General features: G+C 32.7%; 13 protein-coding genes and 1 pseudogene. 4 read left to right on the forward strand and 10 right to left on the reverse strand.

Annotated elements, in window-relative coordinates; all coding sequences use genetic code 11:
• The 3 genes and pseudogenes from QM746_RS08310 to QM746_RS08320 all read left to right on the forward strand — a co-directional run bounded on the left by QM746_RS08310 (window position 1) and on the right by QM746_RS08320 (window position 2,902).
• Complete coding sequence (locus QM746_RS08310; RefSeq protein ID WP_414983787.1) at window positions 1-2,229, forward strand: glycoside hydrolase family 3 C-terminal domain-containing protein; 2,229 nt, start codon at window positions 1-3, stop codon at window positions 2,227-2,229.
• A gap of 121 nt (window positions 2,230-2,350) precedes the next feature.
• Window positions 2,351-2,563: pseudogene (locus QM746_RS08315) on the forward strand (IS1182 family transposase); the annotation flags it as partial.
• 36 nt (window positions 2,564-2,599) lie between these two features.
• Window positions 2,600-2,902, forward strand: a complete 303-nt coding sequence (locus QM746_RS08320) for a hypothetical protein (protein WP_414983788.1) — start codon at window positions 2,600-2,602, stop codon at window positions 2,900-2,902.
• 150 nt (window positions 2,903-3,052) lie between these two features.
• Here QM746_RS08320 and trpA read toward each other — a convergent pair whose 3' ends face one another.
• The 10 genes from trpA to QM746_RS08370 all read right to left on the reverse strand — a co-directional run bounded on the left by trpA (window position 3,053) and on the right by QM746_RS08370 (window position 12,803).
• A complete protein-coding gene (gene trpA, locus QM746_RS08325) occupies window positions 3,053-3,784 on the reverse strand; it encodes a tryptophan synthase subunit alpha (protein ID WP_414983789.1) in 732 nt (243 codons plus the stop codon).
• Between the two features lie 11 nt (window positions 3,785-3,795).
• Window positions 3,796-4,584, reverse strand: a complete 789-nt coding sequence (locus QM746_RS08330; protein WP_414983790.1) for a PhzF family phenazine biosynthesis protein — start codon at window positions 4,582-4,584, stop codon at window positions 3,796-3,798.
• Between the two features lie 22 nt (window positions 4,585-4,606).
• Complete coding sequence (gene trpB / locus QM746_RS08335) at window positions 4,607-5,800, reverse strand: tryptophan synthase subunit beta (protein ID WP_414983791.1); 1,194 nt, start codon at window positions 5,798-5,800, stop codon at window positions 4,607-4,609.
• Window positions 5,797-6,438 carry a phosphoribosylanthranilate isomerase gene (locus QM746_RS08340; protein ID WP_414983792.1) on the reverse strand — a complete coding sequence of 214 codons (642 nt, stop codon included), beginning with the start codon at window positions 6,436-6,438 and terminating at the stop codon, window positions 5,797-5,799. Before QM746_RS08340 ends, trpB begins: the two co-directional genes overlap by 4 nt.
• A gap of 96 nt (window positions 6,439-6,534) precedes the next feature.
• Entirely contained in the window at window positions 6,535-7,314 is a 780-nt protein-coding gene (gene trpC / locus QM746_RS08345) for an indole-3-glycerol phosphate synthase TrpC (protein WP_414983793.1), read from the reverse strand.
• 70 nt (window positions 7,315-7,384) lie between these two features.
• Window positions 7,385-8,380, reverse strand: a complete 996-nt coding sequence (gene trpD, locus QM746_RS08350) for an anthranilate phosphoribosyltransferase (RefSeq protein ID WP_414983794.1) — start codon at window positions 8,378-8,380, stop codon at window positions 7,385-7,387.
• Between the two features lie 53 nt (window positions 8,381-8,433).
• Entirely contained in the window at window positions 8,434-9,075 is a 642-nt protein-coding gene (locus QM746_RS08355) for an anthranilate synthase component II (RefSeq protein ID WP_414983795.1), read from the reverse strand.
• Window positions 9,075-9,428: a four helix bundle protein gene (locus tag QM746_RS08360; protein WP_414983796.1), complete on the reverse strand. Its 354-nt coding sequence runs from the start codon at window positions 9,426-9,428 to the stop codon at window positions 9,075-9,077. The genes QM746_RS08355 and QM746_RS08360 overlap by 1 nt, the downstream gene beginning before the upstream one ends.
• A 45-nt stretch (window positions 9,429-9,473) precedes the next feature.
• Window positions 9,474-10,892 carry an anthranilate synthase component I family protein gene (locus QM746_RS08365; RefSeq protein ID WP_414983797.1) on the reverse strand — a complete coding sequence of 473 codons (1,419 nt, stop codon included), beginning with the start codon at window positions 10,890-10,892 and terminating at the stop codon, window positions 9,474-9,476.
• 240 nt (window positions 10,893-11,132) lie between these two features.
• On the reverse strand, window positions 11,133-12,803 hold the full coding sequence (locus tag QM746_RS08370) for an APC family permease (RefSeq protein ID WP_414983798.1): 1,671 nt from the start codon (window positions 12,801-12,803) through the stop codon (window positions 11,133-11,135).
• Window positions 12,804-13,019: 216 nt separating this feature from the next.
• Between QM746_RS08370 and QM746_RS08375 the strand changes: the two genes are divergently transcribed.
• On the forward strand, window positions 13,020-15,974 hold the full coding sequence (locus QM746_RS08375; RefSeq protein ID WP_414983799.1) for a tetratricopeptide repeat protein: 2,955 nt from the start codon (window positions 13,020-13,022) through the stop codon (window positions 15,972-15,974).
• Window positions 15,975-16,063 lie beyond the last annotated feature (89 nt).

A 16,063-nucleotide genomic window follows, 5' to 3' on the forward strand; every position in this document is an offset into this window, starting at 1 on the left:
ATGTTTGCTTTTTCTATGATGACAAATGCTCAGCAAACAAAACCGATTTATCTAGATGATTCAAAACCTATAGAGCAACGTGTAGAAGATGCACTGTCTAAGCTTACTTTAGACGAAAAAATTGCAATGATTCACGCGCAGTCTAAATTTAGTTCGCCAGGTGTTCCAAGATTGGGAATTCCAGAATTTTGGACTACAGATGGACCTCACGGAGTTCGCCCAGAAGTGAAATGGGACGAATGGGATCAAGCTGGTTGGACTAACGATTCCATTATTGCTTATCCCGCTCTTACAGCACTTTCTGCAACGTGGAACAGAAATTTATCAAAAGCTTACGGTGTTTCTTTAGGTGAAGAAGCTCGATACAGAAGAAAAGATATTTTGCTAGGGCCTGGTGTTAATATTTACAGAACACCACTTAATGGTAGAAATTTCGAATATATGGGAGAAGACCCTTTTTTAACTTCTCAAATGGTAGTTCCTTACATCAAAGGTTTGCAATCTAACGGTGTAGCCGCTTGTGTAAAGCATTATGCATTAAATAATCAAGAAACTTATAGACATACAAGTAATGTTATTGTAGATGATAGAGCTTTGTACGAAATTTATCTTCCTCCTTTTAAAGCTGCTGTACAAGATGGTGATAGCTGGACGATAATGGGAGCTTATGATTTGTATAAAGGACAGTATGCAACTCATAATCAATACTTAATTAATGATATTTTAAAAGGAGAATGGGGGTATAAAGGTGTTGTAGTTTCAGATTGGGGAGCAACATCAGATACCAAACAAGCTATTTATAACGGTTTAGATTTAGAATTTGGAACTTGGACTGATGGCTTAGCAGCAGGAACTAAGAATGCTTATGACAATTATTATCTTGCAAATCCTTATAAAGAGTTAATTCTTTCTGGCAAAGTAGGAACTAAAGAGTTAGATGATAAAGTAAGAAGATTATTGAGATTAGCTTTCCATACAACGCTTAATAAAAACAGACCTTTAGGTTCTGTAGCTTCTTCGGAGCATATAGATGCCGCAAGAAAAATAGGAGAGGAAGGAATTGTTTTATTGCAAAATCAAAATTCCACTTTGCCAATTAATTTAGCTAAAACTAAAAAAATTGCTGTAATTGGTGAAAATGCTATTAAAATGATGACTGTAGGAGGAGGAAGTTCTTCTCTTAAAGTAAAATACGAAACTTTACCTTTAGACGGAATTAAAAAACGTTTTGGAAAAGATGCAGAAATTGTTTATGCAAGAGGTTATGTAGGTGATCCAGGAGGTGAATATAACGGTGTAGTTACTGGACAAAATTTAAAAGATAATCGTTCTGAAAAAGAATTAATAGACGAAGCTGTAAATGTAGCAAAATCTGCAGATTTTGTAGTTTTTGTAGGAGGTCTTAACAAAAGTGAATTTCAAGATAGTGAAGGTGCAGACAGAAAGAGTCTTTCTTTACCGTACAATCAAGATTTATTAATCTCTTCTTTGGCTAGAGCAAACAAAAATTTAGCTGTTGTCTTAATCACTGGAAACGCCGTTTCTATGCCTTGGGTAAAAGAAGTTCCTTCTGTTCTTCAAACATGGTATTTGGGTTCCGAAGCAGGTAATGCATTGGCTTCAGTTTTGGCAGGTGATGCAAATCCTTCTGGTAAATTACCATTTTCTTTCCCTGTAAAATTAGAAGATAATGGCGCTCATAAATTAGGAGAATTCCCGGGTAATAAAGAAGAAATTGCTGCTGGAAAAGGAAAAGACAAAAATAATCCTATAAATATTAAATACAACGAAGGTATTTTTGTAGGATACAGATGGTTCGATACAAAAAATATTAAACCTTTATTTAGCTTTGGGCACGGTTTAAGTTATACAACTTTTGAAATCGGAAAAGTAAAAGCAGATAAAACTAAAATTTCTGCTGACGATAAAATTACTTTTACAGTTTCTGTTAAAAATACAGGCAGTAGAGAAGGTTCAGAAGTGGTTCAATTATACATTAGTGATTTAAAATCTTCTTTACCAAGACCAACTAAAGAATTAAAAGGTTTCGAAAAAGTAAGTCTAAAACCTGGCGAAACAAAAGAAGTAAGTCTTACAATAGACAAAGCTGCATTAAGTTTCTTCGACCCTGTAAAACATGAATGGGTTGCAGAACCAGGAGATTTTGAAGCTTTAATAGGAAATTCTTCTTCTAATATTAAATCTAAAATCAAATTTTCTCTTCAATAAAATCAATTAATTTGATACATTTTTTCATACACAAGGCTGTCTCAAAATAGAGACAGCTTTTTTAATTTTAAAAAGGAAAGTCTGAGCTTTCTTAATAGTAGCAAATTTTGTAATTTGCTGTGTGTTAACTAAGTCAAAAGGAGTCTTCAAAGATTATAATCCCAAACAAAATCTGCTTTTTCCTCCGAATTTGTCGGAGTTGATTGATGAAAAGTATCCAGTGAAAATAGTTTCAAGCATTATTGATGGCTTGGATATTAAAAATTTAATCAAAAGCTACAAACCAGGCGGAACATCTTGTTATCACCCGAAAATGCTTTTGAAAGTTTTGATTTAGGGCTATTTGAATAATATTTATTCAAGTAGAAAATTGGAACAAGCATTGAAAGAAAATAAACCTTTATGTAAAATACAATTACTTCAGAAAAGATCAAAAATTGGGACAAATAACCACTTCACAAAACAATCCCAGACTGGCAAAAATAAGAGAAAGAGGTTCTTAATACCAGGAAAGGCATTCAACTTTGAAAACAGCGATGTTATGATTTTGAACCTGTGTTTGCTGAGCTCAAACACAACAAAAATTTTAAACGATTCATGCTTTGAGGAAAAACCAAAAATCGAGGTAGAAATTGGCATTTTTGCCATTGCTCACAATCTTAAAAAAATGTAAAAAGTAGCCTGAAAAACACTACTTTTATCGGCTTTTACAACTATATTCTTCAAGTTTTTTGAAAAAATACATCATTTCAAAAAAAACTAAAAAAGTATTTTTTCAACTTAGCACGAAAAAAGACTATCCTTTTGAGACAGCCTCTTTTTTTTACTTAATAGATTGAATAAAGGTATTTGCTTTTTCTTTCCAATCGTTATTTTCTAGAAGAATTTTAACAAAAGCAGTTCCAATAATTCCGCCTTGTGATTTTTCTGTAACTTGTTCAAAATCGGTTTTATTTTTAATTCCAAAACCTATCATTACATCGTTTTTCAAGTTTAAAGAAGCTAATTTATTTAAATATTCTTCGTTTTTAACTTCTTTTTTTTCGTTTCCTGTAGTAGAAGAACTAGAAACAGCATACAAAAATCCCGAACTTAAAGAATCTAAATATTTGATACGTTCTTCGGAGGTTTCTGGTGTTACGAGAAATGTGAAATTCAGTCCGTTTTTATCTAAAATAGGTTTATAATTTTTTTCAAATTCAATAGGAGGCAAATCTGGAATAATTAATCCCGAAACTCCAGAATTGGCACACTCTTCACAGAATTTTTCAAATCCAAAACTCAAAACAGGATTGATGTATCCCATCAAAATTACCGGAATGTTGATTTCATTTTTCACCGATTTTAGTTGAGGAAAAAGTTTTGCAATGGTCATTCCGTTTCTCAGAGCCAATTCGTGTGCTTCCTGAATTACAGGTCCATCAGCAACAGGGTCAGAATAAGGCATCCCAATTTCCATCATGTTTGCACCAGCATTTTGAATGGTTTTCATTATTTCTGCGGTATCTTCTAATGTAGGAATTCCGGCAGTAAAGTATATGTTAAGTTTTTTCATTTTATGATTTTTTAGTCTATAAATATTTCGCCAATTAAATACGCTTTGCAACTTCCACTAATGAGAATTCTGTCGTTTTTTAGTTCGCATTCTAAAACTCCGCCACGTTCTGAAATTTGTTTTGCTTTCAGTTTAGTTTTTTCTAATTTCTCAGCCCAAAAAGGAGTAAGAGTAGTATGTGCAGAGCCTGTTACAGGGTCTTCTTCAACGCCACAGTTTGGTCCAAAAAATCTAGAAACAAAGTCGTAATTTTCAGATTTTGAACTTACAATAATTCCTCTTGCATTAATTTTTGCAATTTCTGAAAAGTTAGGTTTTATGTTTACAATTTGGCTTTCATTTTCAAAAATAAGCAGATAATCTGTTTTTCCTTGGTAAGCTTCTATTGGTTGATGAGCAAAACAATTTTTAAATTGACTTAAATTTTCAACTTTTTGTAACGAATCTGAAGGGAAATTTAAGGTGAATAAATCTCCATTTTTAGTTACAGTAAGAGTTCCGCTATTTTTAGAAAAGAAATTGATTTTATCTTCTGTAAATCCTTCAAAATTTATCAAAACAAACGCCGAAGCAAGCGTTGCATGACCGCATAAATCAACTTCTATAGTCGGAGTAAACCATCTAATTTCGAAACCATTTTCTACAGGAACAGTAAAAGCGGTTTCTGCTAAATTGTTTTCGGCGGTAATTTTTTGCATGGTTTCATCGTCTATCCATTTTTCTAACGGACAAACTGCTGCAGGATTTCCCGCGAAAAGTTTTTCTGCAAAGGCATCTATTTGATATATTTTTTGACTCATTGTAAAATTTTTTGAAGAATGGTTAAAGATTTTCAGTTTCTAATTTTTTCAGATACGTTTCCATGTCTTTATCTCCACGTCCACTCAAACAAATAACCACCACATCGTCTTTTTGAAAATTTTTCTTCTTTAAAATATTCAACGCATGAGAACTTTCCAAAGCAGGAATAATTCCCTCTAATTTAGTTAATTCAAAGGCAGATTCTAGCGCTTCATCATCATTAATACTGAAAAATTCTGCACGATTATTTTTGAATAAATTCGCATGGAAAGGCCCAATTCCAGGATAATCTAACCCCGCAGAAATAGAGTGTGGTTCTATAACTTGTCCGTCTTCAGTTTGCATCACAATACTTTTGCTACCATGCAAAACGCCAGTTGTTCCTAAGAAAGTTGTAGCAGCAGATTTTCCAGAATTTACACCAAAACCACCAGCTTCGGCAGCAATTATTTTTACGGAAGGTTCATCTACAAAATGGTAAAAAGTTCCTGCAGCATTACTTCCGCCACCAACACAAGCAATAACGTAGTCTGGGTTTTCTCTGCCAATCTTCTCTTTTAATTGCCATTTAATTTCTTCAGAAATTACACTTTGAAATCTTGCTACCAAATCTGGAAAAGGATGAGGTCCAACTACACTTCCGATGATGTAATGCGTTTTGGTAGCATTGTTAATCCAATCTCTTAACGCTTCATTTACAGCGTCTTTTAATGTTTTTGAGCCAGAGGTTGCAGGTACAACTTTTGCGCCGAGCATTTTCATTCTGGCAACATTTGGAGCTTGTCTTGCGATATCCACTTCGCCCATGTAAACGATGCATTCAAGATTCATCAAAGCGCAAGCTGTAGCCGTTGCTACACCGTGTTGTCCAGCTCCTGTTTCGGCAATAATTCTCTTTTTTCCTAGTTTTTTGGCAAGGAGAACTTGTCCGAGAGCATTGTTGATTTTATGAGCACCAGTATGATTGAGGTCTTCTCTTTTTAGGTAAACATTTGTACCATATTTTTCGCTTAAATTTTTCGCAAAATAAAGTGGAGTAGCTCTTCCTACATAGTTTTTCAACAAATCATTAAGTTCTGTTTTGAATTCTTTAGATTCTATAATTTCTATATAATTTTGTTGGAGTTCTTCCACGTTTGGATAGAGCATTTCTGGAACAAATGCGCCTCCAAATTCTCCGTAATATCCGTTTTCGTCGGGGTTTCTATATGTCATTTCAATAATGATTTTAATGTTTTTATTTTCTCAATATTTTTAATTCCTGCTTCAATTTCAAATTTAGAATTGATGTCTAAAACCGCAGGTTGTTGGTTGATGGTTGATAGTTGAAGAATGTTTTCTAAAGAAATTCCACCACTTAAATAATAAGGTTTTGGAATTTTAATTTCATTGAGAATTTTCCAATCAAAAGTTTTACCTGTTCCGCCAAAAGCTTTGCTGTCTGTGTCAAATAAAAGATAGTTGATAGTTGTTGGTTGATAGTTGATGGTCTTTTTCAATTCTTTTTTCTTTTGATTACCAATCCTAATTACCTTTATGATTTCTACCTTTTCACTTAAACTCTGCCTTAATCTTTTTATAAAATCTTCATCTTCATCACCATGTAATTGGATGAAATTGAGTTTTGCTTTCTCTGAAATTTCTACAATTTTTTCAACCGTTTCATTCACAAAAACGCCAACTTTTGCTTGATGATTAAATTCGGAAATTTGTTCTAAACTCAAATGATTTAGAACAAATCTAGGTGATTTTTCGTAAAAAATAAATCCCAGAAAATCAACTTTTAACTCAATCAATTCTTGAATCTGATTGAACTTTGTTAATCCGCAGACTTTTATTTTTGGTTTAATCATAATATTAATTTCCAAGTTGTCATTCCGAGGAACGAGGAATCTCATAGATTCTTCACTTCGTTTCTCTCCGTTCAGAATGACAACACGGTTGTTGTTTTAAATTATTACATTAGAAACAAACTTTCCAAATTTCTCTCCCGGATTTTCGTTTTTCATAAAATATTCTCCCATTAAGAAAGTATCAAATCCTTTTTCTTTCAAAAATTTGAAATCTTCCACATTGTAAATTCCACTTTCGGCAACAGATAAAGTGCCTTTTGGTAGAAGATTTTTTAAATTGACAGAATGTTGTAAATCTACTTTGAAATCTTTTAAGTTTCGGTTGTTAATTCCCACTAAATCTATTTCAGAATTAAAATGTTTCAGTTCTTCTTCGGTGTGAATTTCTAACAAAACCTCCAAATTCAGTTGATGAGCCAATTCAGTAAATTCCTGAACTTGACTTGGAGAAAGACACGCTGCAATTAACAAAATAACATCTGCTCCGATGGATTTAGCTTCATAAAATTGATATTCATCTATCATAAAGTCTTTCCTTAAAATCGGAATGTTTACAGAATTTCTAACGCTTAAAATATCCTCGAAACTGCCTCCAAAAAAATCTTTATCCGTCAAAATCGAAATTCCACTTGCTCCAAATTCTTCGTATTTCGTTACAATTTCTAAAGGCAAAACTTTATTGTTGATAATTCCTTTTGAAGGCGATTGTCTTTTAAATTCGGCAATAATTCCGTTTCTGGATTTTACCGATTCTTTCAAAGAAAAAGTTTTTCTTCCGAAAAATTCTGAATCTTTCAGCTGCTCTACAGAAATTTTACTTTTTGAAAGAGCAATTTCTTCTTTTTTTCGAGCTATTATTTTGTCTAATATATTCATTTCATTAATTTGTAAAATGTATTAAGTACAAAGTATAATGTATTTTTTTATTTGAAATACATTGTACATTTTACACTGTACTTTGTACAAGTTTATTCAAACATTCTAGCGCTTTTCCACTTTCTAAACTATCTTTTGTGGCAGCCAAACTTGTTTCATAATTTTCAAATTTCCCTGTGTTTTGTAATGCTTTTGCAGCATTAGCAAGAACTACAGCTTTTTGTTCGTACGTTCCTTTTCCTTCTAAAATATTTCTGAAAGTTTTTGCAGCTTCTTCTTTGGTGCTACCTCCGAAAATGGTTTCAGGGGCAATATTTCTGAATCCTAATTCTTCGGCAGAGAAAATTTCTTCACCATTTTTATTGAAAATTTTAGAATCGCTTGTCAAAGAAATTTCGTCGTAACCGTCTAAAGCGTGAACTAACATGAAATCTTCGTTATTTTTTTGCAAAATATATTGATACAATCTCGCAATTTCTAAACTGTAAACTCCAATCATCGAAAATTTTGGTTTTGCAGGATTTACCAACGGACCTAAAAGATTGAAAAATGTTCTTAATCCCAAACCTTTTCTCAACGGAGCAACAGATTTCAACGCGGGATGAAAAAGCGGAGCATGAAGAAAACAGATATTGGCTTTTTCTAAATCTTTCTTTAAATCTTCTTGATTATTTTTGAATTGATAACCCAATTCTTCCAAAACATTAGAAGAACCAGAAATTGCCGAAACACCATAATTGCCGTGTTTAGCTACTTTTTGTCCGGTTCCAGCCACGATAAAACTCGCCAAAGTAGAAATATTAAAGGTGTTTTTTCCATCGCCACCAGTTCCTACAATGTCCACCAAATCGTGCGTTCCTAAATCTACTTTCACCGCCAAATCTAGCAATGCCTCTCGGAAGCCTTGCATTTCTTCTAGCGTAATGCTACGCATCATAAAAACGGTGATAAATGCTGAAACTTCTGTTTCGTTGAATTTATTTTGTGCAATTTCAATCATAATAGCCTTTGCTTCTGCTTTGGTTAAAGTTTGATGATTGAAAAGGTATTGTAATATTTGTTTCATATTTTGTTGTCCGAAGTCAGATGTCCGAAGTCGGAAGCTTTTTTTGGTTATATTTATTCTTCTGACTTCTGACTTCCGTCTTCCGACTTTAAGAAATTTTCTAAAATCTGTCTTCCATTTGGTGTTAAAATACTTTCAGGGTGATATTGAACAGCGTGAACATCGTATTCTTTATGTTTCAAACTCATTATCATTCCAGAATTATCAACCGAGGTAATTTCTAGTTCTTCAGGGAAATCTTCGGGATTTACTGCCCAAGAATGATAACGCCCAACTTCTAAAATTTCGGGTAAATTTTCTAGAATTTTATGAGGTTTTACTTGTTTAGCTTCGGTAGCAACACCGTGATAAATTTCAGAAAGATTGATTAAACTTCCACCAAAAGCTTCGGCAATCGCTTGTTGACCAAGACAAACTCCGAAAATTGATTTTGTAGGTGCGTATTTTTTAATGACTTCTAACAAAATTCCTGCTTCTTCGGGAATTCCTGGTCCTGGAGAAAGAATGATTTTATCATATTGATTGATGTCTTCCAAAGGAATTTCATCATTTCTAAAAACATCTACTTTTTCCCCTAAAATTTGTTCTACAATTTGAACAAGATTGTAGGTAAAACTATCGTAATTATCGAAGACCAGTACTTTAGTTGATGGTTGATGGTTGATAGTTGATGGTTCTTTTATATTATTTTTCATTATTTATTTTTGTAATAATTTATAAATCCGTTTAATAATTTTTTGCAAAGTATAACTTGAGATAGAATATTTTCAAACTCTTCTTTTTTAATGTAATTTTGATCAAGTGATAAATAAAGTTGAGTTTCTAATTCATAAATGGAACCTCTTGAAATAAATAGAAAATGTATCGTTTCTTTAGAAGTGTTTCTTCCGCAGCCTTCTGCAATGTTAGAAGGAATAGAAACTGCACATCTTCTAATTTGGTTTGTTAATCCAAAAATCTCTTCTTTTGGATAATTTTTAGTTAAATCATAAACAAGTTTTGTAAGTTTTCTTGCTTCAATCCAAACATCAAGGTTTACATATTCCATTTTTGTGTTTTTTATTTCTATCAACCAACAACTATCAACCAACAACTAAATTTTTGTTGCTTTTTTTACTGCCATTTTCAAGGCATTTAATTTGTTATTTACTTCTTGCAACTCGCTTTCTGCGGAAGATTTGGCTACAATTCCAGCGCCAGCTTGATAGAAAAGAGTGTTGTTTTTGCTTAAAAATGTTCTAATCATAATCGCTTGATTGCAACTTCCGTCAAAACCTACAAAACCGATGCAACCACCGTAATAACCACGAGAAGATTTTTCGTAAGCGTCTATTAATTCTAGCGCTTTGTATTTTGGAGCGCCACTTAAAGTGCCTTGAGGAAATGTGGTAGCAATCATTTCATAAGGATTGGTGGTTTTTTCTAATTCTGCGGTAACTTCTGAAACCATGTGAATTACGTGCGAAAACAACTGGATTTCTTTGAGTTTAGAAACGGTTACATTTTTTCCTAATTTGCTCAAATCATTTCTTGCTAAATCTACCAACATGGTATGTTCGGCGTTTTCTTTTGGGTCTTTTTTTAAAGTTTCTACCGATTGTAAATCTTTTTCGGTGTCGCCAGTTCTGCGGAAAGTTCCTGCAATTGGATGAATTACAGCTTTTTGATTTTGAATAATCAACTGACTTTCTGGACTTGAACCCATTAATTTGTAATCTCCGTAATCAAAGAAAAATAGGTAAGGAGAAGGGTTGATGTTTCGCAAAGCTCTGTAAACATTGAATTCGTCGCCTTTGAACTTTTGCTCGAATCTTCTGCTGAGAACCAATTGGAAAACATCGCCACGGAAACAGTGTTTTTTTGCCAATTCTACCAAATTTCTGTATTCTTCATCAGTTAAATTTGACGATTCTTCGTCTATTTTTTCGAAAGGATAGAGTGCAACATCTTTGTTTTGAATCATATTTTCAATTTCTGAAATTTCAGATTTCAAACCCTCGATTTTATTTTCGATAAGAAACATTTCATCGTTAAAATGATTGATGGCAACCACGTATTGATACAATCTGTAACGTAAAAAAGGAATTTCTACTTCTTTGCTTTGAGGTTTAAATTTGATGGTTTCGAAGAACTGAACTGCATCAAAACTGGTATATCCAAATAAACCTTGTGCCATTTTTTCAACTGGATTTTTCGCTGTTTCGCATTCAAAACTTTTAGAAAAATTCTCTAAATATTCTGTAATGCTAAAGTTTTCTGGGATTGCAGATTTTTCGGGTGCTGTTAATGGAAATTTTACTTCCATTTCTTGTAGATTTTTAATTTCTACACCTGCAATTGCATTAATGGCGATGTAAGAAAAACTATTGTTATTTACGTTATGGTCTGCACTTTCCAAAAGAATGGTATCTCTGAATTTATCTCTTAATTTCAAGTAAATTCCCATTGCGGTATGAAGGTCTCCCATCAAAGACTTGGAAGAAGTTTTTATTTTTAGTTTTGAGTTTTGCATTTTTTTAATAATCAAATTTTTTATAATATTAGGTTTGCTTCGCTATGCTCGCAATGACAAAAAAAAGACTTCAACGGATAAATCGCTGAAGTCTTCTTTTATGAAATTAATTTACGTAGAACGTTTCCATAGCAGTTTAGCTTAGACTCAGCGAAGAGTATAAGTGCCACCACCAGTTTTTGTTCATTGTTGATTTCATTGGTACAAATATATAAAGTATTTTAATTCTTGCAAATATTTTTAAGCATTTTCTGAATTTAATTTGCTGTGTTTTTTTCCGTAGAAGAAATAAATTCCTAGTCCGATGATAAACCACAGACCAAACCAAAACCAGTTGTTATGCGTCATTCCGGTTAAAAGATAAAGACAAGAACTCAATCCTAGAAGCGGAATTAAAGATAAATTTTTAAGGTAAGAAATTACTACCAAAATTAAATTAATAATGATGTAAATAATGATAGAAAGTCTGAATTCGCCTTGTTTTTCATCTGAAATATTCCATAAATCGTGGAAAAATTGAGGTTGCCAAAAGTGAAAACCTATTAATCCTCCGATAAACAAAACAGGGAAAATGTATTTTGAATTGATGTATGGAAGATGGAAATTTCCTTTTACTTTTTCTCTTGCTGGCATCAATAATATTCCTCCGTTTACCAATACAAATGCGAAAATAGTTCCGATACTTGTAAAATCTAAAATGAAAGATTTATCGGTAAATAAAATTGGTAAACCTACTGCTACACCTGTAATGATGGTAGAGAAACTTGGGGTTTTGTATTTTGGGTGAACTTCTGCGAATTTTTTAGGTAAGAGACCGTCTCTACTCATGCTCATCCAAATCCTTGGCTGTCCCATTTGGAATACTAAAAGTACTGTTGTAATGGCAATAATTGCAGTTACGGAAACGATAAATTCCATCCAAGGGATATTTCCGTTTTGAGGTGCAAAAATAAATGAAAGAGGGTCTCCAACGCCTTCAAATTTTCTATAATCTACAATTCCGGTTAATACCAATGTTAAAACCATATAAACCGCTGTACTTAATACCAAAGAAAGAATCATTCCTTTTGGAAGTGTTTTTTCTGGATTTTTGGTCTCTTCTGCGAGAACACTTATGGCATCAAAACCAATATAAGCGAAGAAAACACCGCTTACAGCAGCCATTACTCCTGCAAAACCATTTGGCATTATAGATTTTACTCCTTCATTATTAGTAGGAACCCAATTGTCTGAATTAATATAGAAAACTCCAACGGCAATAATTAACAGAATTACAGCTAATTTCATTATAACTAAAATATTGTTGAAATTTCTACTTTCTTTAATACCTATGTAAACCAACCATGTAATTAATGCATTAATAACCAAAGCAGGAATATCTATAATAAATTTAAAGCCAGCAATAATGGGAGCTGTTTTCCAAGCGGTTATTAATTCTTTATTTTCTGAACTAGAAAGAAAAGCTTTTTTGGCTTCTGTATAACTTGTGGTAAGAAAATCTGGTATGTCAAAACCTATTCTTTCTATAAATGAGGTAAAATAATCACTCCAAGAAAAGGCAACATAGATATTCCCAAAACTGTATTCCATAATGAGAGCCCATCCAATAATCCAAGCGATAATTTCTCCGAAACTAGCATAAGCATAAGTATATGCACTACCTGCAGTAGGAATTCTGGTTGCAAATTCGGCGTAAGACATTGCGGTAAATCCACAAGCTATACCACAGATAATGTAAAGAGTAATAACACCAGGTCCGCCTCTAAAAATTGCTTCGCCTAAGCTACTGAAACTTCCAGCTCCAATAATTGCGGCTAATCCAAAAAATACAATATCCCAAAGTCCTAAAGCTCTTATTAACCCAGAATCTTTTTTGTTAGTGAAAGTTTTCTTTCTAAAAAGTTGGCTCATTAATTAAGTTTTTTGTCAATCAAAGTCACAAATGTAATCATTTTTGTGCTTAAGTGCTGTTTTAAATGGGGGTAAATGTTTAAATTTTTATTTTCAAGAAGAATTTTAGTTCTAGTTGTATTTCCAAATAAATTATTACAAGTCTAAAAACTTGTTTCTACAATAAGTTTTTGTTATTTTCGTTCTAAATAAAGCATTTTAATTCATCCTCAACCAATGAATAGTACACAAAAATTTATATTGCTTTCTGCAATTTCAGTTTGTGGCGTTTCTGCCGCCCAACAATCTCAATTTTTCGCAGACCAAGAACTTTATCGATATAATTTAGCTGAAAATCTTTATCAAAATAAAATTTATGCAGCATCACAATACGAATATTCCAGACAGTATTTTTTTAATCAAAATCTGGAAAATTCTAAGAAAGAAGCCGCGTTGTTTTTCAGTAATGTTATAGGCGTAATTCTTGGGCGAAATCATGCAGAAGAAGGTTTAGATGCCTTTATTAAAGAATATCCAAAATCTGCACTTTTTGCACAGGCAAATTTACCTTTGGCAGATTATTATTTGGCAAAAAAAGATTTTCCTAAAGCGTTGGAAACCCTGCAGAAAGTTAATCAGTATCAACTCGATAAAGAAGAAAATACGCAGTATATCTTAAAATTGGGTTATGCCAAGTTTATGACGGGAGATTCTAATGGAGCTATTGAAGCGCTGGAAGAAGCGTACAAAACCGCCGAAGATAAAGGTGATATTGCGTATATGCTCGGACATTTGTATTATGCAAACCAACAAAGTGATAAGGCTTTTCAGTATTTTGATGAAATTAAAAATCAAGAAAAATATGCCAAATTGGTAAAACCTTATTACGTGCAATTGTATTTTAACCAGAAGCAATATTCACAGGCAATTTCTGAAGGAAACGACTTATTAAACGAAGATATTTCGGCAGATTATAAAGCCGAGGTTCATAAGATTATTGGCGAAAGTTATTTTATGCAAAAACAATATTCTGAAGCATATCCTCATTTGAAAGAATATTTGCAAACTCAACAAAATCCTTCTGAAAGTGATTTATATGAAATGGGTTTTGTAGCTGCAAATCTTCAAAAGTTTGATGAAGCTATTTCTTACTTCAATCAATTGCTAAATTCTCAATCTGCATTGGCGCAAAATGCTTATTATCAGTTAGGTAATGCTTATTTGGAAGTTGGTAAAAAGCAAGAAGCTTTGGCGGCGTTTCGTTCGGCGAAAGAAATGACTTATGATAAAAATGTCTCAAAACTAGCACACGAACAATATGCAAAATTGAGTTACGATATTGGTAATCCTTTTGAAAGTCCGCAAATTGCCATCAAATCTTACCTCGAAAAATATGGTTATTCTAAAGAATTAGAACAACTTTTGGTAAAATCTTACTTGTATTCTGGCGATTACAAAGGTACGATAAAAGCGATTGAAGAATTAACTGGCGTTGATTCTCAAACGGAAAAAATCTACCAAGAAGTGTTGTTTTTATACGGAACGGAGCTTTTTAACAAAGGCGAATTAGATGCTGCGGAACAAAATTTCAAGAAAAGTTTAAAATATAATCTTAATAGAACGTTCAACTTAAGAGCTCAATATTGGTTGGCGCAAACGTATTATCAAAAAGGAGATTATGCTACTGCAATTTATGGTTTTGAAAAGTTGGATAGAAATGCAGAAGAATTTCCAGAGAAGCAACAATTGAGTTATGATTTGGGTTACGCTTATTTCAAATCGAAAAATTTTGTAAAAGCTAAAGAATATTTTAAAGAATATCTTAAAAATCCAAAATCTGAATTTAAAAACGATGCAGAATTGCGTTTGGCAGATACCTATTACGCGGGTAATGAATTGAATGAAGCTATTGCAATTTACAATAAAACAGAAGGTGCAAACGATTATACTCAGTTTCAAAAAGCAATGGCAATTGGTTTCAAAGGAGATACAGAAGCAAAAATTGTAGAATTAAAGAAATTGATTTCCAATTTTAAAAATTCTGAATATCAAGATGATGCGTATTATGAATTGGGAACGGCTTATGCTTCGATAGACCAATATCAAAATTCTAGCGATGCTTTTTCTCAAGTAATCAAATTGAGTACGGATAAAGATTTGGTTGCCAATGCTGAAATCTACAGAGCGCAGAATTATGAAGATTTAAACCAACCTGAAAAAGCTTTATCTGAGTTGAAATCTCTCGGAAATAAATATAAAAATACGGCGTATGCAGAGAAAATTGTTGCTGCTGCAAAGCCTATTTATCTAAAAAATGGCGATTCGGTTGGGTATCAAAATTTTGCCAGAAATTTAGAAATCAATATTTCTCAAACAGATTTAGATGAAATTAATCTTTCTTTGGCTCAACAACAATTTGCAAAGAAAGAATACGCAAAAGCAATACCGAATTACGAGAAGTTTTTAACTCAAAATCCTACAGGAGAAAAATTCTACCAAGCGCAATATGAATTAGGCGAAAGTTATTATCAAACCAAAAATTTAACGAAAGCGAAATTGGTTTTGAATGAAGTTGCTAATGCTCAAAACGATTATCAGGAAGATGCTCAAGTGAGGATTTCTCAGATTTTGTTGAGTGAAAATAACACTTCGGAAGCTAAAATTTATTTGGAAGGACTTGCAAATTCTTCGAATGTAAATATTAAGAATTTTGCTAGTTTGGAATTGATGAAGATTTATGCTGAAGAAAAGAATTTCTCTCAAGCAGAAAAATTTGCGAACGAAGTTTTGAAAAATTCTAAAAATTCTGCTGCGGTTTTAGAACAAGCGAAAGTGATAAAAGCCAGAAGTTTGATGAATCAAGGTAAAGATAAAGACGCGCAAACGGCTTATTCTGCATTAGAAAAATCTGCAAATACAGAAGTTGCAGCAGAAGCACTTTATGCAAAAGCTTTTTATCAAAACAAAGGAAAAGCCTTCAAATCTTCTAACGAAACGATTTTTAAACTCGCAAATAATTATGCTTCGGAAGAGTTTTGGGGCGCAAAAGCTTTGGTGTTGATGGCTAGAAATTATTTGGCGCTGAAAGACAATTATCAGGCAAGTTATACTTGTGACCAAATTATAGAAAACTACCAAGATTTTCCAGAAATTGTTTCAGAAGCGAAGGAGGTGAAGAAGTTGATTAAATAATCCTGTTGGATGATTGATGAAGGATGCTGGAAGTTTGAAAATTTTGCTCCGTAGGAGCAAAAGGTTTGTAGAAATCATTTTGTAATATT

The organism is Cloacibacterium sp., assembly GCF_047601505.1.
In the GTDB taxonomy this organism is placed as follows: Bacteria; Bacteroidota; Bacteroidia; order Flavobacteriales; family Weeksellaceae; genus Cloacibacterium.